This is a genomic window from Herbaspirillum sp. GW821-FHT09A12 (assembly GCF_059418325.1).
In genome coordinates this window covers 98,349-120,466 of record NZ_JBWKPR010000011.1, presented here as the reverse complement: position 1 = coordinate 120,466, position 22,118 = coordinate 98,349, and the positions used below count along the sequence as shown (strand labels likewise).

Genomic DNA, 22,118 nt, shown 5'->3' with positions numbered 1-22,118 from the left:
ACAATGCAGCGATAGCAAAAGCCGCCGCCAATGCCGGTCGCACGCCGCCGTAAGCAGGTTCCTGGGCCTTTGGGCCGGGTCGCCGGAGCGTGCGGGCAGGGCGGGGCAGCACGCTGATGAACCGCCTGATTCAAGAAAAGGATGTCCCGGCGTGAACGCTGAACAGCCCAAACAAGCATATCGTTTCCGATTTTCCTCCCTGCTGGCCGGCCTGGCCGCGGCCGTCGCCCTGAGCCTGGCCCCGGCCGCAGGCGCCGCCGAGGCCATCCGCATTGGCGAAATCAACAGCCACAACAGCCTGTCGCCGGTCGGCCAGGCCTACCGCAACGGCCTGGCGCTGGCGCTGGAAGAAATCAATGCCGGCGGCGGCGTGCGCGGCCGGCCGCTGGAACTGGTGGCGCGCGACGACAACGGCGATGCCGAGCAGGCCGCCCGCAACGCCCGCGAGCTGGTGCGCGAGCAACATGTCGCGGTGCTGACCGGCACCATGCTGTCCAATGTCGCGCTGGCGGTCGCGCGCGAAGCCGCGCGCGGCAAGACCGTGCTGGTGGTCGGCGATGCCTTGTCGGACGCCATTACGCTCGACAAGGGCAATCGCTACACCTTCCGGGTACGGCCTTCCACCTACATGCAGGCCGCCATGCTGGCCGAGCAGGCGGCCCGCATGCCGGGCCGCCGCTGGGCGGTGGTGGCGCCCAACTATGAATACGGCCAAAGCGCCGTGGCCAGCTTCAAGCTGTTGCTCAAGCAGGCGCGCCCGGATGTCGAGTTCGTCAACGACCAGTGGCCGGCGCTGGGCAAGATCAAGGCCGACGATGTGGTGCGGGCGATCCGCCAGGCCCGTCCGGACGCCATCTTCAACGCCACCTTCGGCGACGACCTGCAAAAGTTCGTCCAGGCCGGCAACCGCCAGCAACTGTTTGCCGGCACGCGCGTGGTCTCCATGGCGTCGGCCGGCGCCCAGAGCCTGGACCCGGCGCAGAGCGAAGCCATCCGCGACTGGATCGCGATCGGCTACCCCTGGGACCAGATCGCCACGCCCGAGCACCAGCGCTTCCTTGAGGCTTACCTGAAGAAGTTCAACCAGCGTCCGCAACTGTCGTCGGTGTTCGGCTACACCACCATGATGGCCATCGCCGCCGGCCTGAAGAAGTCCGATGCCGCCGACGGCGAAGCGCTGGTCGACGCGCTGCGCGGCCTGCAACTGGAGTCGCCGCTGGGGCCGATCGCCTTTCGCGCGCTCGACCAGCAGGCCTCGATGGGCGCCTTCGTCGGCCAGGTATCCCAGAAGGACGGCCACAGCAGCATGAGCAACTGGCGCTATCTCGATGGCGCCGCCTACATGCCCAATGCCGTCTATGTGCGCAGCCGCCGTCCCACTGCGGCCATGAGATAGGCCTCGCGCGGGCAAAAGCCCCATGCGTTGCGGGGATTTGCTTGTTTCGATCCGGGTTAAGATAGCGGCCACGGCGCAATCCGGCCCATGTCGGATTGAAAATCTGTCCAGGGCCACGCCGATCGTCAACACCTCAGCATGCGGTCGCGGCCGCATCGGAATTTCATGATCATCACTTCCTTACTCGATACCGACCTGTACAAATTCACGATGATGCAGGTGGTGCTGCATCATTTTCCCGGCGCCCAGGTCGAGTACCGTTTCAAGTGCCGCAACGAAGGCGTCGACCTGACCCCCTACGTCGACGAGATCCGCGCCGAGATCGCCGCCATGTGCCGGCTGCGCTTCAAGGAAGAGGAGCTGGGCTACCTGCGCAGCCTGCGTTTCATCAAGAGCGACTTCGTCGATTTCCTCGATCTGTTCCACCTCAACGAGAAATACATCACGGTGCAGCCGGCCGCGTCCGGCAACGGCGAGATCGAGATCAGCGTCAAGGGGCCGTGGCTGCACACCATCATGTTCGAAGTGCCGGTGCTGGCGATCGTCAACGAAGTCTATTTCCGCAGCACCCAGCGCTCGCCCGATTTGGCCGAAGGCCGCGAGCGCCTGCGCAAGAAGATCGCGCTGATCACCGACGATGGCGAACTGGCCGGCTGCAACATCGCCGACTACGGCACGCGCCGCCGCTTTTCGCGCAGCTGGCATGCCGAAGTCATCGCCGAGATGAAGCAGACCATGGGCACCCACTTCGCCGGCACCTCCAACGTCATGTTCGCCATGCAGCACGACTTGACGCCGCTGGGCACCATGGCGCATGAGTACCTGCAAGCCTGCCAGGCGTTGGGCCCGCGCCTGCGCGACTCGCAGACCTTCGCCTTCGAGATATGGGCGCGCGAATACCGCGGCGACCTCGGCATCACGCTGTCCGACGTGTATGGCATGGACGCTTTCCTGCGCGACTACGACATGTATTTCTGCAAGCTCTTCGACGGCGCCCGCCACGATTCGGGCGACCCGTTCGAATGGGGCGAGCGCCTGATCCAGCACTACCGCGACAACCGCGTCGACCCCGCCGGCAAGGTGCTGGTGTTTTCCGACAGCCTGGATTTCGACAAGGTGCGCGCGCTCTACCTGCGCTTCAAGGACCGTGCGCGGGTGGCCTTCGGCGTTGGCACCAACCTCACCAACGACCTCGGTTACACGCCGCTGCAGGTGGTCATGAAAATGGTCCGCTGCAACGACCAGCCGGTCGCCAAGCTGTCCGATACGCCTTCCAAGAACATGTGCGACGACCTGGCCTATGTGAATTACCTGCGGCAGGTGTTCGAGATCAAGGGCTGAAACCGGGGAGGGCATCCGCCGCATCGGCAAGCACACTTGAAAGTTTTTTGATCCTGCCCCGGTTCGCCCGCAGCCATCGGTTCGGCTGCTATAGTGTGGCTCCGCCGGTTGCGGTCGAATCCGTCCGACCCGGCGTCAGAACCTGTTCACCACACTGCCGGGACGATATTTGCAGACCAGAGCCTTTGCGATCGCCGCTGCCGCTTTCGCCACGCCATCGTTGACGTTCGCCGCTGAACTAAACGGCGCCGCCATGTCCGTCGCCTGGGCATTGCCGTTTGCCGGCGTGCTGCTGTCGATCGCATTGCTGCCGCTGTTGGCGCCGGCATTGTGGCACCACCATTTCGGCAAGATCGCGGCCGGCTGGGCGCTGGCCTTCTTGCTGCCTTTCGCCGCCGCGGCGGGCGCGCATGCGGCGCTGGCGGTGACAATGCATGCACTGCTGGCCGAGTATCTTCCCTTCATCATCCTGTTGACCGCCTTGTTCGCCGTGGCCGGCGGCATCTGCGTGCGCGGCAACCTGCACGGCACCCCCGCGCTCAATACCGGGCTGCTTGCATTGGGCACGCTGCTGGCCAGCGTGATGGGCACCACCGGCGCCGCGATGCTGCTGATCCGGCCGCTGATCCGCGCCAATGACAATCGCAGGCATGTGGTGCATGTGATCGTGTTCTTCATCTTCCTGGTGGCCAATGCCGGCGGTTCGCTCACGCCGCTGGGCGACCCGCCGCTGTTCCTGGGTTTCCTCAAGGGCGTCGATTTTTTCTGGACTGCGCGCCATGTTTTCCCGCAGATGGCTTTGCTGTGCGTGGCGCTGCTGGTCATCTTTTACTTCCTTGATCGCCATTACTTCCTGAAGCGGGAGGAGCGCAAGCCGGCCGGTTCCGATCCGACGCCCGATTCGCCGCTGCGCTTCGAAGGCAAGTTCAATTTCGTGCTGCTGGCCGTCATCGTGGCGCTGGTGCTCATGAGCGGGATCTGGGCGCCGGGCGTGGCCTTCGAGGTGCTGGGCACGCCGCTGGAATGGCAGAACCTGGCGCGCGATGTGGCGCTGGTCGTGGTGATCTTGCTGTCGCTGAAACTGACGCCGGCGGCGGCCCGCGCCGGCAACGAATTCAGCTGGGGGCCGATGCTGGAGGTGGCCAAGCTGTTCGCCGCCATCTTCCTGACCATCGTGCCGGTCATCGCCATGCTGCGCGCCGGCGAGCAGGGCGCCTTCGCGGCGGTGGTGCGCGCGGTGACCGGCCCCGACGGCCGGCCCAACGACGCCATGTATTTCTGGATGACGGGTTTGCTCTCGTCCTTTCTCGACAACGCGCCGACCTACCTGGTGTTCTTCAACACCGCTTCCGGCGATGCGCGCGAGCTGATGGGGGCGATGGCGTCGACGCTGACGGCGATTTCCGCGGGGGCCGTCTTCATGGGCGCCAACAGCTACATCGGCAATGCGCCCAATATGATGGTCAAGGCCATCGCCGAAGAGCGCGGCATCCGCATGCCATCCTTCTTCGGCTACATGGCGTGGTCTTGCGGCATCCTGGTGCCGTTGTTTGTCGTCATGACCTTTATCTTTTTCATTTAGAACCTGTTGATGATCTCGCCGGGAGTTGATCGAATGCCATTTCAGGATGGGCTGCAAGGCGCAAAACGTAGCCGGGCCGGTGGCCCGGCGAGGCTTTGCAACGCCGCAGAGCGCCTGAAAGGGTATTTGAGCAAGCTCGGACGGGATCGTAAACAGGTTCTTAGGGCCCGGCATGCCATCCGCAGCGGGCTGAACCACCACGAACAAGCAGAGAGACAGCAATGAAACAAAAGATCTTCGTATCCCGCGCCATTTTCCCTGAAGTCCTGGCGCGCCTGGAGCAGCATTTCGATGTCGAATCGAACCAGGAAGACCGCATCTTCAGCGCCGACGAACTGCTGGCCAAGGCCAGGGGCAAAGATGGCTTGTTCACCACGCCCAGCGAGCCGGCGACGGCCGCGCTGTTCGCCGCCAATCCGCAGTTGAAGGCCGTGTGCAACATGGCGGTGGGCTACAACAACATCGACATCGCCGCCGCCACCCAGGCCGGCGTGATGGCGACCAATACGCCCGACGTGCTCAATGAAACCACCGCCGACTTCGGCTGGGCGCTGATGATGGCGACCGCGCGCCGCATCACCGAGTCCGAGCATTTCCTGCGTGCCGGCCAATGGAAGAAGTGGAGCTACGACAGCTTCGTCGGCCCCGATGTGCATGGCGCGACGCTGGGCATCATCGGCATGGGCCGCATCGGCCAGGCCATTGCGCGCCGTTCGCTGGGATTCGACATGCAGGTGCTGTACCACAACCGCTCGCGCCTGAAGCCCGAGCAGGAAGCGCATGCCAACAACGCGCAATATGTCGGCAAGGAAGAACTGTTGAAACGCGCCGACCATGTGGTGCTGGTGCTGCCGTATTCCAGGGAAACCCACCACACCATCGGCGCGACGGAGCTGGCGCTGATGAAGCCGACCGCGACGCTGACCAATATCGCCCGCGGCGGCATCGTCGACGATGTCGCGCTGATCGACGCGCTGCGCGCCGGGCGCATCGCCGCCGCCGGCGTCGACGTGTTCGAGAACGAACCGGCCTTCAAGCCGGAATTCCTGTCGTTGACCAACGTGGTGCTCACGCCCCATATCGCCAGCGCATCGACGCCGACCCGCCTGGCCATGGCCAATTGCGCGGCGGACAACCTGATCGCCGCCTTGTCGGGGCAGACGCCGCCCAACCTGCTCAATCCGGAGGTCGCCAAGGCCTGATATGCATTGAATCGGATCGGCATGGAAAACGGGCGCGCTTGCATGGCAGGCGCGCCCGTTTTGTTTGCTTTGCCGCATTCCGCCCAAAGGGCAGGAGGCGATCAACCCTTCAAGTCATTGAACAGGTCGATATATTGCTGCTGCGCATCGGCTTGCGCCGTGCCCTTGACCGCAGCCCACGCATCGTATTTGGCGCGCGCCACGAAGTCGGTCATGCCGGGGCGTTCGCCGCTCACGTCGCCGTTGCTGCCTTGCTTGTACAGGCCGTACATCTTCAGCAGCGTCATGTTGTCGGGGCGTTCGGGCAGGCTCTTGGACTGCGCGACAGCGGCTTCGAATTGCTCTTGCAGGGTGCTCATCGTCGTCTCCTCCGGGCCGCTCAGACGGCCAGCAGTTCGACTTCGAAGATCAGCGTGGCGTTGGGAGGGATCACGCCGCCCGCGCCGCGCGCGCCATAGCCCAGGTCGGCCGGGATGGTCAGCTTGCGCACGCCGCCGACCTTCATGCCTTGCACGCCTTCGTCCCAGCCCTTGATCACGTGGCCGGCGCCCAGCGGGAACGCGAACGGGTCGTTGCGGTCCTTGCTGGAGTCGAATTTGCTGCCGGCGCTGCCGTCGGCATTTTGCAGCCAGCCGGTGTAGTGCACGGTGACGTGGCTGCCGGCCTTGGCTTCATCGCCCGAACCGGCTGTGATTTCTTCGTATTGCAGCCCGGAAGCTGTGGTGACTGTAGACATCGTGTTCCTTTCTGGATGGAGGGGATTGCGGTCGATTCGGTCGGGGCGGGCAGCCCTTTTTCCTTGGTCTGGTGGGGGCTGCCAGCCGCCCCGGCTGCGGGAGTCGACCGGAACGGCTGGCAGTGTAAACCAAAACCGGGATTTTTTTCGGAATGCGTCAGCCCGCTGTCAGCCGGATCGCATTTGCATGCGTTAAGGTGGCGGGACGTGTCTTGGGAACCTGTTCCTGCTCTCTCCGAGAGCCGGAACAGGTTCCGGCACGATGAGATCAGGCTTTTTTGTGTAAAGTTCGTCATGCTGCGTCGATTTAGTCAACTTTTTTCTGTTTTTCTCCGCGCAGCATGCCTTTCGGCCATCCTGGCGGCTTCCGCCCAGGCCAACGTGGTCGTGGTGCTCAATTCGGGCGATGCTTCGGTTTCGCTGCTGGACCAGACCACCCACAAGGAAATCTCCACCTTTTCGGTCGGCAAGGAGCCGCACCACCTGATGGCCACGCCGGACAACAAGTCCCTGATCGTCGCCAGCGCCACCGGCAACCAGTTGCTGTTCCTCGATCCCAAGACCGGTGAAGTCCAGCGCCGCCTGCGCGACATCGTCGACCCTTACCAGATCGGTTTCTCGCCGGACCAGAAATGGTTCGTGGCCACCGGCCTGCGCCTGGACCGCGTCGACGTCTACAGCTATGACGGCACCAACCTCAAGCTGTCCAAGCGCATTCCGCTGGCCAGGACGCCCAGCCACATCGCCTTCGACAGCGGCAGCACCACCGCCTTCATCACCCAGCAGGGCAGCGACCAGGTCAGCGCCATCGACCTGGCCACCCAGCAGGTGAAATGGACCCTCCCGGTCGGCAAGCTGCCGGCCGGCATCATGATGACGCCCGACAACAAATACCTGCTGGTGGGCATCATGGGCAGCGATTATGTGCAGGTGATCGACTGGCGCACCCAGAAACTGGTCAAGCAGATCAAGACCGGCGCCGGCGCCCACAACTTCCGCGCCCAGGGCGACAAGCGCTTTGTCTATGTCTCCAACCGCGTCGCCAACAGCATCAATGTGATCGACATGCAGACGCTGGAAAACATCGGCGTCATCAAGGTGCCGGGCGGCCCCGACTGTATGGAAGTGACCGACGACGGCAAGACCATGTGGGTTACCCTGCGCTGGATCAAGAAGGTGGCGGTGATCGACCTGGCCAGCCGTTCGGTCACCAAGGTGATCCCGGTCGGACGCTCGCCGCATGGCATCTACCTGTATAACCGTGCGCCCGATGTCTGAGCGCATGGCCTGAGTGCGGCGGCTCGATGAAATATTCTTTTTCCAAAAGACAACTCAATGGCCTGGTCCTGGGCGCCATGCTGGCGGCCGGCCAGGCCTTGGCACAAGCGCAGCAAGCGACCCAGGCATCGGCCACGGCCGCCGCTTGCAAGGGCACGATTTACCTGACCTTCGATACCGGCAGCCAGTCGCAGGCCGAACTGATCGAACAGACGCTGCTGCGCCACCATATCAAGGCCACCTTTTTCCTGGCCAACGAGAAGACCATCCACGGCGACTATTCCCTGGATCCCGGCTGGCAACCGCTCTGGAAGCGCCTGGCCGAAGAGGGGCATGCTTTCGGCACGCATACCTTCGACCATGTCTACGTGGTGCGCGACTTGCCGGACGGTAAAATCGAAGTGCGCCCGCAGTTCGGCGCCCAGGCCGGCCGCAAAGAGCAGTGGACGCCGGCGCAGTACTGCGAAGAAATGCAGCGCGTGGACAAGCGCTTCGAGGCGCTGACCGGCCGCAAGCTCGATCCGCTGTGGCGGGCGCCGGGCGGCAAGCTCACGCCGAATCTGCTCAAGGCCGGCCAGGCTTGCGGCTATGCGCACGTGGCATGGGCGCCGGCCGGTTTTTCCGGCGATGAACTGCCCAGCGACAAGTTTCCCAATGAGATGCTGCTGAAGAAGGCCTTGAACGGCCTGAAGGATGGCGATATCTTCCTGGCGCACATGGGCATCTGGTCGCGCCGGGATGCCTGGGCGCCGGCCGTGCTGGAACCGCTGATCACCGGGCTGGAGCAGAAGGGATTTTGCTTTGCCACGCTGCGCGACCATCCGGCTTACCGGCATTTGTTTGCCGGGGCGGGGAACGCGCCACGGCGTCCCTGATCGAAACGGGGGCCGCCGGGCACGATACCTATCGTATAAGACAGACTCATGATCCAGACCATTACAGACCTTTTTGCCGCCGTCCAGGGCTGGCTGTTCGAAACCATCGTGCAGCCGCTGGTGTTTTTCATCGGCATGGGGGAGTTCGTCGAAGAAGCCTTCACCGGCACCGAGTGGGTGCTGGTCGGCATCTGCGAGCTGGTGATCCTCTTTCTCATCCTGCGTCCGCTGGAATCGATGATCCCGGTGCACAAGATCACCGACCCTTACGCGCGCTGGAACGATTTCATCTACACCGTGCTGCAGCGCCTGGGCGTGATCCCCATCCTCGCCTTCCTGCTGCTTGACCCGACGCTGTCGTACGCGGCCGAGATGCTGCACCTGGAGGGCTGGGGCACCTTCAACCTCGACCAGATCTGGCCGGGCGTGACCGACCGCGCGCTGGTCAGCTTCCTGCTCTACCTGGTGGTGCTGGACCTGTGCGAATACGCGTATCACTGGGCCCAGCACAACGTACGCTGGATGTGGGCGCTGCATAGCCTGCACCACAGCCAGCAGAACATGAACCTGTGGAGCGACGACCGCAACCATGTGCTGGACGACCTGGTGCACGATATCTTCCTCGGCCTGGTGGCGCTGCTGATCGGCGTCGAACCTTCGCAATACATCCTGCTGGTGTCGCTGTCGCGCATGCTGCAAAGCCTGCAGCATGCCAACGTGCGCATCCATTTCGGCCGCATCGGCGACCGCCTGCTGGTGTCGCCGCGTTTTCACCGGCTGCACCACGCCATCGGCATCGGCCACGAAAGCCACGGCCGCAACTCGCTGGGCGGGCATAATTTCGCCGTGCTGTTTCCGGTGTGGGACATGTTGTTCCGCACCGCGCATTTCGGCGAGGGTTTTGCCCATACCGGCGTGCGCGACCAGTTGCCGCCGCCCGCCGGGAAAGGTCGCGACTACGGACGCGGCTTCTGGATGCAGCAATGGCTGGGCATCAAGCGCCTGGTCGAGTTCTCGCGCAGGAAGGCGCGCTGATGCGGCTGCTGCTGTCCTCCTTCGGACGCGCGCTGCTGTCGCAGTTGCACATCCGCATGCTGCTGCTGACGGTGCTGCCGTTCGTGTTCTCGGTCGGCATCTGGGCGGTCGGCCTGTGGCTGGCGCTGCAGCCGATGATCGACTGGCTGCAGGATTACTTCGTCGTCCACAGCATGTTCGGCATCGCCGGCAGCGTGCTGAGCTGGTTCGGCATGGGCACCCTCAAGACGGTGATCGTGCCCATGCTGGCGATGTGGGCGCTGCTGCCGCTGATGATTTTGACGGCGCTGGTCTTCGTCGGCCTGTTTACCATTCCCGCCATCGCTCGCCATATCGGCGCCCGCCATTACCCGCAACTGGAACTGCGCCGGGGCGGCAGCTGGTGGGGCAGCCTGTGGACTTCGCTGTGGTGTTTCGCGGTGTTCGTGGTCGGCTGGCTGGTGACGTTGCCGGTGTCGCTGATCCCGCCGCTGGCCTTCGTCGTCCACCCCTTGCTATGGGGCTGGCTGACCTATCGCGTGATGGCTTACGATACCCTGGCCGACTACGCCAGCGCCGACGAGCGCCGCGCAGTGTTGCGCCTGCACCGCTGGCCGTTGCTGGTGATCGGCACCATCGCCGGCGCCATGGGCGCGGCGCCCACGCTGTTGTGGCTGGGCGGGGCGTTGTCGGTGATCTTCTTTCCGCTGCTGGCTGCCGGCGCGATCTGGCTGTATGTGCTGGTGTTCGTGTTCACCGGCCTGTGGTTCCAGTACTACTGCCTGGAAGCATTGCAGCGCTATCGCAGCGGCCAGCCGCCGGATGATCCGGGCGGCGATGACCTGATCCGGCCGGCGGCGGACATCATCGATGCCGGGCCGCGCTGAGCGGCGCATGCATTTCCCGATGCCGGTCCGCGTCGGCGTGCATCGGCGTGCATCGGGGGAATCGGGCATAATCCCCGGAGTTTGATCAACCCCATTGGCAGAGCGGACTCATGGCATTCGGACTCATCATCATCGGCGACGAAATCCTTTCCGGCCGCCGCATCGACAAGCATTTCCCCAAGGTGCTCGAACTGTTGTCGGAGCGCGGCCTGCAATTGGGCTGGGCGGAATACGTGGGCGACGAGCCGGAACGCATCACGGCCACCTTGAAGCGCACGCTTGCCGCCCGCGACATCGTGTTTTGCACCGGCGGCATCGGCGCCACGCCGGACGATCACACGCGCCAATGCGTGGCGGCGGCCTTGGGCGTGCCGCTGGTCCTGCATCCGGAAGCGAAGGAAAAGATCCAGGAGCGCATCGCCGACATGTCGCGTGAAACCGGCATCGGGCCCGACTACGACGCGCCGGAAAACCTGCACCGCCTGAAGATGGGCGAATTCCCGCAGGGCGCCTCCATCATTCCCAATCCTTACAACAAGATTCCCGGGTTCTCGGTGCGCAACACCAGCGGCGAAGGGGCGCATTATTTTGCTCCCGGCTTTCCGGTGATGGCCTGGCCGATGTTCGAATGGGTGCTGGAGAGCAATTACGCCGACCTGTTCCATCGCCGCGCCTGGGCCGAACGGTCGATGCTGGTGTTCGAGTCGGCCGAATCGACGCTGACGCCGCTGATGGAGCTGATCGAGACGCAATTCCCGCTGGTCAAGGTGTTCAGCCTGCCGCACGTGGGCGACGAGAAGACGCGCCGCCATATCGACCTGGGCGTCAAGGGCGACCCGCAACAGGTCGAGCCTGCGTTCGAGAAGATGCAAGAGGGCTTGCGCCAGTTGAAGGCCGAATTTCAGTTGAATAACTAGGCGCCTGGGCAAGTCATTGGCGCTCCCATTCGGGGGCGTTCGATTTTCCGGCCGTTTCGCATGGGAACGCAGCCCGATCCCGGACAAAAAAATGCCCCGGCGGCGCCGAGGCATTTAACGGTATCGTAGGAGGATCGGATACCGAGGAGACAATCTTTTCACGCCGGCCCGGCGACGGTTTGCTGCGAGGGCCATTTACTGCTGCCTGTGTTACTGCCGCCTGTGGGCATGCATGCGGAATCGATTGGTTTGCCGTTTCGGCCATCCCCGGGCCACGGCATGCAGCTTTGCCGCAGGCGATGCGCCTGGGGGGCCAACTGCGAACATTGAACGGAAGAACTGAAAAGCGAACCGGCCAAACTTCATCATAGACAAAAACTTCTTGCCTGGCTCGCGTTTTTGCAGCGCCGGCGCAACAGTTGTTGCATGCGTGGGCGCCAGTGCCCGCTTGCCATGCTTATTTCCTGCTTGCCTTGGTTGCCTTGGCGGTGGTCTGCGACAACTGGTCTACGGCATTGGTGACGTTGGCTTCGATCACTTCGGCGGCTTGCTTGGCGCTTTTGGTGAACTGCTCATAGCCGGCATTGAGATTGCCGATCGTCGCTTTGAGCAGGGAAACGGCTTGCTCGGAGCCGGCCGGCGCGTTCTTGGCCGCTTCGTCGATCAGCGAGATGACTTTGCGGTTGGCTTCCGCGATCTGGGCCTCGGCGGTCTTGGTCAGTTCGGCCTGGGTGCTGGAGAAGATGCTGCTCAGGTGGCGGCCGTAGGCGACGGATTTTTCGACCGTCGGCTGGGCCTGGGCCGTGGACAAGGAGAAGAACTCTTGCGGATCCTTGGCCGCAAACAACTTTTGCGCGGTGGCCTGGCCTTCTTCCAGTGAAGATTTTGTCGCTTTCAGGTTCAGATCCACCAATTTCTCCACGCCTTCAAAGGTCTTGCTCGCCAATTGGCTGAACAGTGCGATCTGTGCTTCGACATTGGCTTTGGCTGCGGCAGAAAATTGCTCGGTGTAGGTGGTCATGTTGGTACATCCTTTGGTGTGATGGGTTGATGAAAAGGGCTGTGACTAAAGGACTCTGACTACAGTGATTGCTTACGGACCGATCTGAACTGAGGGGAAGGGATCTCCGATGTAATTTCTTATTTGAATATGATGCGTTGCACAAAACGATTCTAGTTTAAAAAGACACAAAGTCAATGACTTTCATGCCATGAGAAACATGATTTTTGACGTGTGATGACTTACGTTTCTTCAGTGGTGTTACCAGTCAGGAATTGATCAAAATAATTAGATTCAAATGCCAAAGATTTGAGTGATTTGGCTTCATTTTTTGCTCGCTCCGGAGGCATTTGCTCAACGGCGGAGGTGCTACCATCCTGCATCGCGTCATTGACGCATCCGTGGCTTGGCTTCCCTTGCGTTCCTTGCGCCTTTGCTTTTTCCTTTGCCTTTTCCGTCCAAACTGTTTCCTGGAAATCCGGTTTGAAAGCTTTCTACAGCGACCATTTCGTACTGCCATTGCCGCCCGGCCACCGCTTCCCCATGATCAAGTACCGCATGATCCGCGAAGGTGCGGCGCGGGCGGTGCCGGGGCTGGAGTTTCATGAAGCCCTGCCGGCTTCTGACGGCGAACTGGCATTGGCCCACCATCCCGATTACGTCGCGCGCGCCAGTCGCGGCGAGCTGAGCGCCGCCGAGCAGCGCGATATCGGTTTTCCCTGGACGCCGCAGATGGTGGAGCGCTCGCGCCGTTCGTCCGGCGCCACCATTGCCGCTTGTCGCGCCGCCTTCAGCGAGGGCATTGCGGTCAACCTGGCCGGCGGTACCCACCATGCCTATGCCGACCGCGGCGCCGGCTTTTGCGTGTTCAACGACTCGGCCATCGCCGCACGGCTGATGCAAGCCGAACGGCGCGCCTCGCGCGTGGCCATCGTCGATCTCGATGTCCATCAGGGCAACGGCACGGCCTCCATTCTGGCGCGCGACGATTCGGTGTTTACGCTCTCCCTGCACGGGGAAAACAACTACCCCTTCGAGAAGGAGCGCAGCGACCTCGACGTGGCCTTGCCGGACGGGGTGGGGGATGACGACTATCTGGCCGCGCTGGCGGCGGCGCTGGACAAGCTGCAGGCGCATTTCGCGCCGCAGTTGCTGATCTTCCTGGCCGGCGCCGATCCCCACGAGGGCGACCGGCTCGGCAAGATGAAGTTGAGCATGGCGGGCTTGGCGGCGCGCGACCAGGCGGTGTTTTCGTTCGCCCGCCTGCACAAAATCCCGGTTGCGGTTACGATGGCGGGCGGTTACGGCCGAGACATAGAACAGACAGTGGCCGTCCACATACAAACGATAAAACTCGCCAAGCTCCATGCCATTGACTGGAACAATGGACGCGGCGACTGAGACCGCGCATAGGCGCGCCGATCCTGGAAGAAGAAATGATGCACTCCGCCGCCGGCAGCAGCCGGCAAAAGCAGGTCTTGCTGAGCCTGGTTCCCCTGGTGTTCGTATTGATCTGGAGCACCGGCTTTATCGTGGCCAAATTCGGCTTGCCATACGCGCCGCCGCTGACCTTTCTGTTGCTGCGTTTTGTCGGCGTGCTGGCGGTGCTGTTGCCGCTGGTGTGGTTGTCCCGCGCGCCCTGGCCGCACGGCCGCATCCGCCATGTGGCGGTGGCGGGCGTGCTGCTGCAGGCGGGTTACCTGGCGGGGGTGTGGTGCGCGATCAAGATCGGCATGCCGGCGGGATTGTCGGCGCTCATCGTCGGACTGCAACCGATCCTCACCGCGTTCGCCGCGCCCTTGCTGGGCGAGTCGGTGCGCAAGCGGCAATGGCTGGGGCTGCTGCTGGGGCTGTGCGGGGTCGGGCTGGTGGTCGCCAACAAGATTTCGCTGATCGGGCTGTCGGGCGCCAGCATCGCGCTGTGCCTGTTCGCGCTGGTCTGCATCACGGCGGGGACCCTGTACCAGAAACGCTACTGTTCCCATTTCGATCTGCGTACCGGCACCGCGATCCAGTTCCTGGCCTCGGCGCTGGTGGTGCTGCCGTTCGCCATCGCCATCGAGGGGCTGGACTGGCGGCTTAGCCAGGTGTCGTGGACGCCGCAATTCGTCGGCGCCTTGCTGTGGTCGATATTGGCGTTGTCGATCGGCGCCATCTTCCTGCTGTTCGCGCTGATCCGCCGCAGCGCCGCCACCAGCGTGACCAGCCTGCTGTACCTGACGCCGCCGACCACCGCCGTGATGGCCTGGCTGATGTTCGGCGAAGCCTTCAGCCTGATCGGTGCGCTGGGCATGCTGATCGGCGTGATCGGGGTTGCCTTCGTGGTGCGCAAGTAGGGGCGTCAGTCGGCGCCGGCGCTGTCTGCCATCAGCGGCATCAGCGTCACCAGTTTCAGGTCCGGCCGGTTGGCCACGCGGAAGTTGACCTGGCGATAGCTCAGCTCGCCCAGCTGCGGATGGTGGAAGCGGCGTTCCCCGCCTTCGCGTTCGACCACGTCCTGCAGGCGCCAGGCGCGCTTGAAAAGCGCGTTGCGGGCCGACAGTTCCTCCACCATCGCCGCTATCTGCGGGTCGTCCAGCAACTGCGCGCAATCGGCGCGGAACTCGGCCACCACGCGGCGCGCGCGCTGTTCCCAGTCTGCGGTCAACTGGCGCGCCTGTTCCGTGCAGAACATGAAGTGCAGCAGGTTGCGGTTGCCCGCGCGGGTATCGAGCCAGCCGGTGAACAGCTTGCGCGCCGCCGGGTTCCAGGCGACCGCGTTCCAGTAGCGGTCCATCAGATAAGCGGGCGCGCGGACATTGCGCACCACCTCCAGTATCTCGGGGGCGATCACCGATTCGTCGCCATGCTCCGGCAAGACCGGATCCTTTTTCCCCGCCAGTTCGAACAGGTAGGCGCGCTTGGCGCGCGGCAGGTGCAGCGCTTCGGCCAGGCGCGACAGCGCCTGCGGCGACACCGAGTCGGTGCGGCCCTGTTCGATCCAGGTGTACCAGGTCACGCTGATGCCGCACAACTGGGCCACTTCTTCGCGCCGCAGGCCGGGCGTGCGGCGCCGTCCGCCCAGCGACAGTTGCGGCAGGCCGGCTTGCGCAGGCGGCGTTTGTTCGCGTTGGGTCTTGATGAAGGCGCCGAGGGCGCGGCGTCTGGCCAGGTCGTTATCCATGCGGGTTTGCGGTCAATGAAGGCGTGGAAGGATTGTTGCGCAGCGGCGAAACTATTGCTTTCAGTAATAGTATAAATGCCCAACTTGTAACAGGATAAAAAAAGTCTAGACTGGCTCATCTCATCCCACCACCGCAACAACAGGAGCCAAGCAAATGCGTAGCCATCAAGAAGTCGTGACAGAACAATTCGGATCCACCGCCGCCGCCTATCTCACCAGCGCGGTTCACGCGCAGGGCGCAGACCTGCAGGAGCTGGCGCAAATCGCCGCCGCCATTGCTGATGCGCGCGTGCTGGACCTGGGCTGCGGCGGCGGCCACGCGAGCTTCGCGGTGGCGCCGGTGGCGCAAAAGGTGATCGCCTACGACTTGTCGGCGCAAATGCTGGAGGTGGTCGCCACGGCCGCGCAAGAGCGCGGGTTGGACAATCTGGCCGTGCGCCAGGGCAGCGCCGACCGGCTCGACTTTCCCGACGCCAGTTTCGACCTCGTGTGCACCCGCTTCAGCGTGCACCACTGGCGCAACGTGCCGCAGGCCCTGCGCGAGGTGCTGCGCGTGCTCAAGCCGGGCGGCCGCTTCATCGCCATCGATACGGCCGCGCCGGCCGACGTGCTGGCCGATACCTATGTACAGGCCATCGAGCTGCTGCGCGACACATCGCACGTACGCAACATCAGCCTGAATTCGTGGCGCAAGCTGCTCGGGCAGGCGGGTTTTGCGATCGCATCGGACAAGACCTGGAAGCTGCGCCTGGAATTCGACAGCTGGGTGGCGCGCATGCGCACGCCGGCCGACAATGTCACCGCCATCAAGGCGCTGTGGGACAGCGCGCCGCAAGAGGTGAAAGACTATTTCGCGCTGGATGGCGCCTATTCATTTTCGATCGATGTCGCCATGCTGGAGGCGCGCAAGCCCTGATCCCGATCCGGCGCGTTGCCCGCGCCCATCCCCCAGGGATGAGCTTGCCCGAGCGGGCGTGGGGTTTCCTTGCGTTTGCGGTCAACGGCGCCGCCTCCTTTGCCGTTATTCCTGCCATCCCGGACGATGATGGCATGGCGTGCTTGCAAGCGACGCGCCGCTTTTCCCAAAACAGGCATGTGGCGCGCTGTCCATCCGCCTTTTTGCTGGCCCGGTGCAGTTTTACGCTGGTATCATGTGTCGGTTTTTGCGCTGGTGCTGGCAAATCCGCAGTCAAAGGGACGCAAGGAATCGTTGTAAATTCGCCGTAACCATCAGAAAAACATGGGGCTGCTCAGGGGAGAGGGGCCCGGCGATAAGTAGAAAGTCGTTTAATTATCGACGCTAACTACTTAATTCTCTTGCGAAATTTCTGCTTTTTGCTACACTGCCAACGTTTCTCTTATGTATTATCCGGGTTAATTTGGGGGGAGATCCACCTATGTTCAAATCAGCGCTGGCCATTTTTACAACGTTAATATTCATCCACGCTGGTCTGGCTCCCGCCCATGCCCAGACAACCGCTGCCACCAAAAAAACCGTCGTCAAGAAGGCCGCTCCCAAAAAAGTGGTCGCCAAACGCACGGTAACGACCACCAAAACTGTCGCCAAAGGCTCGCTGAACAACCGCGAGAAGCTGGTGCGCAAGGTCACCACGGTCAAGGGCCGCCGCCATGTGAGCTACCAGCGCGTATCGGCTGCGCCGTCGATCCCGGCCGTGCCTCCGGTCATGACCGCCGGCGACCTGGCCGGCCTGAACATGACGCAGGACCCGCTGGCGCTGCGTTCCAACGTGGCGCTGGTGATCGACCAGGCCAGTTCGCAGGTCTTGTTTGAAAAGAATTCCAGCGTAGCGCTGCCGATCGCCTCGGTCACCAAGCTGATGACCGCCTTGGTCGTGGTGGAAGCGCACATGAACATGGAAGAAGTGCTCAGCGTCACCGACGACGACGTCGACCGCGAAAAGCACAGCAGCTCGCGCTTGCGCGTGGGCGCGCAACTGAGCCGCGACGACATGCTGCACATCGCCCTGATGAGTTCGGAAAACCGTGCCGCTTCCGCGCTCGGCCGCAACTACCCGGGCGGCCTGCCGGCCTTCGTGGCGGCGATGAACGCCAAGGCCCGTTCGCTGGGCATGCAGGATACCCATTATGTCGATTCGACCGGCCTGTCCAGCCAGAACGTCGCCAGCGCGCGCGACCTGGCCAAGCTGGTCGTGGCGGCTTACCAATATCCGGTGATCCGCCAGTACTCGACCGATTCCAAATACATGGTCGAACCGAGCGGCCACGCGCTGCAGTACAACAGCTCCAACCGGCTGACGTCGAGCAAGGACTGGGACATCGGCCTACAAAAGACCGGCTTCATCAACGAAGCGGGCCACTGCCTGGTGATGCTGACCCGCATCGAAGGCCGTCCCATCGTGATGGTGTTCCTCGACTCCAAGGGACGCCTGTCGCACGTGGGCGACGCCACCCGCATGCGCAAGTGGCTGGTGGAAGATGCGCCGAAGAACCTGACCCGGGTGAAGATGGTGCGTGCCGACCAGGGGTGATCCCGGGTCTTGCCGCCGGCGCCCGGGCGCCAACGAAAAAGCGAACCGAAAATGGTTCGCTTTTTTTATGCCTGCGTGATTTATGCCTGCGTGCTGGATGAGGGGCGCGGCGAAAGGATTGTTTCCCTCAGGTTCAACCCCGGCTGCTGTCGAATCCCAATGCCGAGGAAATCTGGTTGGCCGTGCTGACCAGGTCTTCCACCCATTCCTCCTGCAAGCGATCGGCCGGCGCCGAAATCGACAGTCCCGCCACCAGCTTGCCGGAGTCGTCGCAAATGCCGGCGGCCATGCAGCGCACGCCCAATTCCAGCTCCTCGTTGTCGCGCGCATAGCCGAGCGCGCGCACCATGGACAATTCGCGCTCCAGCTTGGAGAGATCGGTAATCGAATTCTTGTTGTGGCCGGCCAGCCCGGTGCGGGTCGCATAGGCGCGCACCGCCTTGGGATCGTCCACCGACAGGAACAGCTTGCCGGTCGAGGTCAGGTGCAGCGGCGCGCGCCCGCCGATGGCGCGCACCACCTGCATGCCGGAGCGCTCGGAGAAGGAACGGTCGATGTAGACGATCTCGTCGCTCTGGCGCACCGACAGGTTGATGGTCTGGTGGGTCTTGCGGTGCAGGGCGCGCATAAAATCGAGCGCGGCTTCGCGCACCGACAGGCGGCTCTTGACGATATTGCCCAGCTCCAGCAGGCGCATGCCCAGGCGGTAGGTGCCCGGTTCCACGCGGTCGACGAAACGCTTGACCACCAGGTCGTTGAGGATGCGGTGGGCCGTCGATGGATGCAGCTTGGTGGCGGCGGACAGCTCCTTGAGGCTGACCGGATCGGGATAGGCCGCCAGCGCGTCGAGCAGCGACACCATGCGCTCGATGACCTGGATGGAAATGTTGTCCGTCTCGCCTGCCGCTTCTTTTTTCATGGTGCAGTCTGATGCGTTGCAATAGGACAGTTATACCACATTGTGAAAACAACAAAAAGTTCGGTCGTGCTTTTATGTGGGCGATTCACTAGCCTGTTGTCCCGCAGGAGGCATCTGCTCTGGGCCAGGCCGGTCCGGCACCAACGTTCGCTCACTCTCCGCTTTGGCCTGCATCCGCTGTCCTCCCGATGAGGTATTGCATCAAACGCCGCAACGGCGAAGGGTTTCCAGTCTGACATCATCATCATCGTCTGCGCTTGCTATCCGTTTTGATATAAAGACGCCGCTCTTTATTCAGCGCTCCTGATCTTGCATATCTGTTTTTTGCATAACTAGAGAAGAAAGTATTCGTTCTTTTTTGTAAGGGCGCTCATTAACCTGTGCTCTCCAAACAAAAACGCATGAAGACAACACTCATTGGGAACGGATATGAAGCTCAAGAACATCATCAAGACGATTGCGGCCGCACTGGTGCTGGCGCAGGTTGCACATGTGGCCCAGGCGGCCGACATCTCGTTGCTCAACGTCTCTTACGACCCGACGCGCGAACTCTATGCCGACTATAACAAGGCCTTTTCCAAATACTGGAAGGAAAAGAGCGGCGACAACCTCACCATCAAGGCTTCGCACGGCGGTTCCGGCAAGCAGGGGCGTTCGGTGATCGACGGCATCGATGCCGACGTGGTGACCCTGGCGCTGGCCTACGACATCGATGAAATCTCGGAAAAGGCCAAGCTGCTGCCGGCCGACTGGCAAAAGCGCCTGCCGCACAACAGCTCGCCCTATACCTCGACCATCGTGTTCCTGGTGCGCAAGGGCAACCCCAAGCAGATCAAGGACTGGGATGACCTGATCAAGCCGGGCGTTTCGGTCATCACGCCCAACCCCAAGACTTCCGGCGGCGCCCGCTGGAACTACCTGGCGGCATGGGCCTACGCGCAAAAGAAGGGCGGCAATGACGCCGCCGCGCGCGAGTACATCGGCAAGCTGTTCAAGAACGTGCCGGTGCTGGATTCCGGCGCCCGCGGCGCCACCATCACCTTCGTCGAGCGCGGCATCGGCGACGTCCTGCTGGCGTGGGAAAACGAAGCGCTGATCTCGCTCAAGGAATGGGGCCCGGACAAGTTCGACATCGTCGCGCCGTCGATTTCCATCCTGACCGAGCCGCCGGTGGCGTTGGTCGACAAGGTGGCGGACCGTCGCGGCACCCGCAAGGTGGCCGAAGAGTACCTGAAGCACCTGTACTCGGAAGAGGGCCAGGAAATCATCGCCAAGAACTACTACCGCCCGATCGACCCGAAGATCGCCGCCAAGTATGCGTCGCAGTTCCCCAAGCTGAACCTGGTCACCATCGACAAGGATTTTGGCGGCTGGCAGAAGGCCCAGAAGACCCACTTCGCCGATGGCGGCACCTTCGACCAACTGTACGCGCCGAGCAAGAAGTGATTTGACCGCAAGTCATGCAGGCCGCCTGAGCCGGCCTGCAGCCAACACAAGCAGCTAAACAAGTAGCTGGTACAAGCAGGCGATGCGCCTGACTATCGAAGCAAGAAAGCAAGTAAAGCAGACCGACATGACCATCCTGTTGCTGGCCGGAAGCCCCTCGGCGCCATCCCGTTCCACCCGCCTGTTGAACCACGTCGGCGATAAGCTGGTGCAGCTCGGCCATCGTTACGCGCGCCTGGAAGTGCGCGACCTGCCGGGCCAGGCCATCCTGCGCGCCGACTGGAACGATGCCCAGATCAAGGCCGCGCTGTCGACGGTGGAAGAGGCCACCGCGGTCGTGATCGCCACGCCGGTCTACAAGGCCGCCTACAGCGGCATCCTGAAAGCCTTTCTCGACCTGCTGCCGCAGTTCGGCCTGACCGACAAGCTGGTGCTGCCACTGGCCACCGGCGGCAGCCAGTCGCACATGCTGGCGCTGGACTATGCGTTGCGTCCGGTGCTGTCCTCGCTCAATCCCAAGCATGTGTTGCCCAGTATTTACGCCACCGAAGCCCAGGTCACCTGGAGCGAGGAAGGCGGGCTGACCCTCGATGCCCCCATCGCCGCGCGCGTGGAAGAAGGCGTGGCGCAGCTCTCGGCCAGCCTCCTGGCGCTGCACAAGGCGGCGCCGCAGGAGTTCCGCGAAGTCCCGTTCTCGCAAGTGCGATGTAGCATTTGAGCGGCGCCTGAGGCGCGCCGGCAGCAGGCGGCGAAGCGGCCGCGGCAATCCTTGACCCGATAAAACAACCGGCTGGTGCGGCGGAAGGCCGCCTGCACGCCCAAGAACTGGAGAGCATCCTTGAAAGCCTATAGCGACAAGAACACATCCAAGCAACGCCGCGCCGCCCTGGCGCGTTTGTCGGCCGCCACGTTGGGGGCGCTGGCGATTGCCGCCGGCGCCGTGACGAGCGCGCAGGCGCAGGAAGCCAAAGTGCTGCGCATCGGCTACCAGAAGGCCGCCAATACGCTGGTGCTGTTGAAGACGCACGGCACGCTGGAAAAACGCCTGCAGCCGCTGGGCGTGGAAGTGAAATGGGCTGAATTCGCCGCCGGCCCGCAATTGCTGGAAGCCTTGAATGTCGGCTCGGTCGACTTCGGCTATGTCGGCGAAGCGCCGCCGGTGTTCGCGCAAGCCGCCGGCGCCGATTTTGTCTACACCGCGTATGAGATCCCGACGCCTGACGCCGAGGGCTTGCTGGTGCCCAGGAACTCGCCGATTAAAAGCGTGGCCGAACTGAAGGGCAAGAAAGTCGCCTTCAACAAGGGCTCCGACGTGCACTGGCTGGTGGTGGCGCTGCTGAAGAAGGCCGGCCTGGCTTATAGCGACATCCAGCCGGTCTACCTGGCGCCGGCTGACGCCCGCGCCGCCTTCGAGAAAGGCGCCATCGATGCCTGGGCCATCTGGGATCCGTTCCAGGCCGCCGCCGAGAAGCAAGTGGGCGCGCGTCGCCTGGCCAGCGGCGTGGGCGCGGTGAACCACCACCAGTTCTTCCTGAGCGCGCGCGCCTTCGCCGCGAAGAATCCGCAGATAGAAAAGATCCTGCTGGAAGAAATTACCCGTGAAGGCCAGTGGGTGCGCGCCAATACCGCGCAAGCCGCGGCCCAGTTGGCGCCGATCCAGGGCCTGGATGCCGACATCATCGAAACCGGGCTGAAGCGCTACGCCCACATTTTCAAACCGGTCGATGCCGGCGTGCTGGCCGAGCAGCAGAAGATCGCCGACGCCTTCTTCGAACTCAAGCTGATCCCCAAGCCGCTCAAGGTCAGCGACGCCGTATTGAAATAAACGCAATCAATGAAATAAACAACGCGA

At 62.9% G+C, this 22,118-nt stretch carries 21 protein-coding genes; 16 read left to right on the top strand and 5 right to left on the bottom strand.

What is annotated here, in order from left to right:
- Positions 1-151 precede the first annotated feature (151 nt).
- From AC07N6_RS19515 to AC07N6_RS19500, 4 genes are all read left to right on the top strand, one after another.
- Positions 152-1,396 carry an ABC transporter substrate-binding protein gene (locus tag AC07N6_RS19515; protein ID WP_494783155.1) on the top strand — a complete coding sequence of 415 codons (1,245 nt, stop codon included), beginning with the start codon at positions 152-154 and terminating at the stop codon, positions 1,394-1,396.
- A gap of 165 nt (positions 1,397-1,561) precedes the next feature.
- Positions 1,562-2,737, top strand: coding sequence for a nicotinate phosphoribosyltransferase (pncB, locus tag AC07N6_RS19510; protein ID WP_494783154.1), 1,176 nt, complete (start codon positions 1,562-1,564; stop codon positions 2,735-2,737).
- Positions 2,738-2,990: 253 nt separating this feature from the next.
- The gene (locus AC07N6_RS19505; protein WP_494783153.1) at positions 2,991-4,319 is read left to right on the top strand and encodes a sodium:proton antiporter; all 1,329 of its coding nucleotides are present in this window, start codon (positions 2,991-2,993) and stop codon (positions 4,317-4,319) included.
- Positions 4,320-4,540: 221 nt separating this feature from the next.
- Positions 4,541-5,521, top strand: a complete 981-nt coding sequence (locus AC07N6_RS19500) for a 2-hydroxyacid dehydrogenase (protein ID WP_494783152.1) — start codon at positions 4,541-4,543, stop codon at positions 5,519-5,521.
- A gap of 101 nt (positions 5,522-5,622) precedes the next feature.
- Here the strand turns inward: AC07N6_RS19500 and AC07N6_RS19495 are convergent, their stop codons facing one another.
- Both AC07N6_RS19495 and AC07N6_RS19490 read right to left on the bottom strand, forming a co-directional pair.
- Positions 5,623-5,880 (bottom strand): acyl-CoA-binding protein, encoded by a 258-nt coding sequence (locus AC07N6_RS19495; protein WP_494783151.1) that lies wholly within the window; start codon positions 5,878-5,880, stop codon positions 5,623-5,625.
- Between the two features lie 20 nt (positions 5,881-5,900).
- A complete protein-coding gene (locus AC07N6_RS19490; RefSeq protein WP_494783150.1) occupies positions 5,901-6,257 on the bottom strand; it encodes an FKBP-type peptidyl-prolyl cis-trans isomerase in 357 nt (118 codons plus the stop codon).
- Between the two features lie 294 nt (positions 6,258-6,551).
- On the opposite strand from AC07N6_RS19490, the gene AC07N6_RS19485 reads away from it, so the two are divergent.
- The 5 genes from AC07N6_RS19485 (at position 6,552) to AC07N6_RS19465 (ending at position 11,228) form a co-directional block, all read left to right on the top strand.
- The gene (locus AC07N6_RS19485) at positions 6,552-7,535 is read left to right on the top strand and encodes a YVTN family beta-propeller repeat protein (RefSeq protein WP_494783149.1); all 984 of its coding nucleotides are present in this window, start codon (positions 6,552-6,554) and stop codon (positions 7,533-7,535) included.
- Positions 7,536-7,561: 26 nt separating this feature from the next.
- Positions 7,562-8,410 carry a polysaccharide deacetylase family protein gene (locus tag AC07N6_RS19480; RefSeq protein WP_494783148.1) on the top strand — a complete coding sequence of 283 codons (849 nt, stop codon included), beginning with the start codon at positions 7,562-7,564 and terminating at the stop codon, positions 8,408-8,410.
- Positions 8,411-8,458: 48 nt separating this feature from the next.
- On the top strand, positions 8,459-9,445 hold the full coding sequence (locus AC07N6_RS19475; RefSeq protein WP_494783147.1) for a sterol desaturase family protein: 987 nt from the start codon (positions 8,459-8,461) through the stop codon (positions 9,443-9,445).
- On the top strand, positions 9,445-10,311 hold the full coding sequence (locus AC07N6_RS19470; protein WP_494783201.1) for an EI24 domain-containing protein: 867 nt from the start codon (positions 9,445-9,447) through the stop codon (positions 10,309-10,311). The genes AC07N6_RS19475 and AC07N6_RS19470 overlap by 1 nt, the downstream gene beginning before the upstream one ends.
- A 110-nt stretch (positions 10,312-10,421) precedes the next feature.
- Positions 10,422-11,228: a competence/damage-inducible protein A gene (locus AC07N6_RS19465; protein WP_494783146.1), complete on the top strand. Its 807-nt coding sequence runs from the start codon at positions 10,422-10,424 to the stop codon at positions 11,226-11,228.
- 457 nt (positions 11,229-11,685) lie between these two features.
- Here AC07N6_RS19465 and phaP read toward each other — a convergent pair whose 3' ends face one another.
- Positions 11,686-12,249, bottom strand: coding sequence for a TIGR01841 family phasin (gene phaP, locus AC07N6_RS19460; protein ID WP_494783145.1), 564 nt, complete (start codon positions 12,247-12,249; stop codon positions 11,686-11,688).
- Positions 12,250-12,771: 522 nt separating this feature from the next.
- Between phaP and AC07N6_RS19455 the strand changes: the two genes are divergently transcribed.
- Positions 12,772-13,629, top strand: coding sequence for a histone deacetylase family protein (locus tag AC07N6_RS19455; protein ID WP_494783200.1), 858 nt, complete (start codon positions 12,772-12,774; stop codon positions 13,627-13,629).
- A gap of 35 nt (positions 13,630-13,664) precedes the next feature.
- Positions 13,665-14,564: a DMT family transporter gene (locus AC07N6_RS19450; protein WP_494783144.1), complete on the top strand. Its 900-nt coding sequence runs from the start codon at positions 13,665-13,667 to the stop codon at positions 14,562-14,564.
- Positions 14,565-14,569: 5 nt separating this feature from the next.
- Here the strand turns inward: AC07N6_RS19450 and AC07N6_RS19445 are convergent, their stop codons facing one another.
- Positions 14,570-15,391, bottom strand: a complete 822-nt coding sequence (locus AC07N6_RS19445; RefSeq protein WP_494783143.1) for a helix-turn-helix transcriptional regulator — start codon at positions 15,389-15,391, stop codon at positions 14,570-14,572.
- Positions 15,392-15,545: 154 nt separating this feature from the next.
- On the opposite strand from AC07N6_RS19445, the gene AC07N6_RS19440 reads away from it, so the two are divergent.
- Together AC07N6_RS19440 and pbpG are read left to right on the top strand one after the other, a co-directional pair.
- Positions 15,546-16,307 (top strand): class I SAM-dependent methyltransferase, encoded by a 762-nt coding sequence (locus tag AC07N6_RS19440; protein WP_494783142.1) that lies wholly within the window; start codon positions 15,546-15,548, stop codon positions 16,305-16,307.
- A 481-nt stretch (positions 16,308-16,788) separates the two neighbouring features.
- Positions 16,789-17,901, top strand: coding sequence for a D-alanyl-D-alanine endopeptidase (pbpG, locus tag AC07N6_RS19435; RefSeq protein WP_494783141.1), 1,113 nt, complete (start codon positions 16,789-16,791; stop codon positions 17,899-17,901).
- A gap of 133 nt (positions 17,902-18,034) precedes the next feature.
- Here the strand turns inward: pbpG and AC07N6_RS19430 are convergent, their stop codons facing one another.
- Positions 18,035-18,820, bottom strand: a complete 786-nt coding sequence (locus AC07N6_RS19430; protein ID WP_494783140.1) for an IclR family transcriptional regulator — start codon at positions 18,818-18,820, stop codon at positions 18,035-18,037.
- A 429-nt stretch (positions 18,821-19,249) separates the two neighbouring features.
- Here AC07N6_RS19430 and AC07N6_RS19425 point away from each other — a divergent pair, with 429 nt between their 5' ends.
- The 3 genes from AC07N6_RS19425 to AC07N6_RS19415 all read left to right on the top strand — a co-directional run bounded on the left by AC07N6_RS19425 (position 19,250) and on the right by AC07N6_RS19415 (position 22,091).
- Complete coding sequence (locus AC07N6_RS19425; protein ID WP_494783139.1) at positions 19,250-20,266, top strand: sulfate ABC transporter substrate-binding protein; 1,017 nt, start codon at positions 19,250-19,252, stop codon at positions 20,264-20,266.
- Positions 20,267-20,393: 127 nt separating this feature from the next.
- Positions 20,394-20,984: an NADPH-dependent FMN reductase gene (gene ssuE, locus AC07N6_RS19420; protein ID WP_494783138.1), complete on the top strand. Its 591-nt coding sequence runs from the start codon at positions 20,394-20,396 to the stop codon at positions 20,982-20,984.
- 120 nt (positions 20,985-21,104) lie between these two features.
- Positions 21,105-22,091: a sulfonate ABC transporter substrate-binding protein gene (locus AC07N6_RS19415; protein WP_494783137.1), complete on the top strand. Its 987-nt coding sequence runs from the start codon at positions 21,105-21,107 to the stop codon at positions 22,089-22,091.
- Positions 22,092-22,118: the final 27 nt, after the last annotated feature.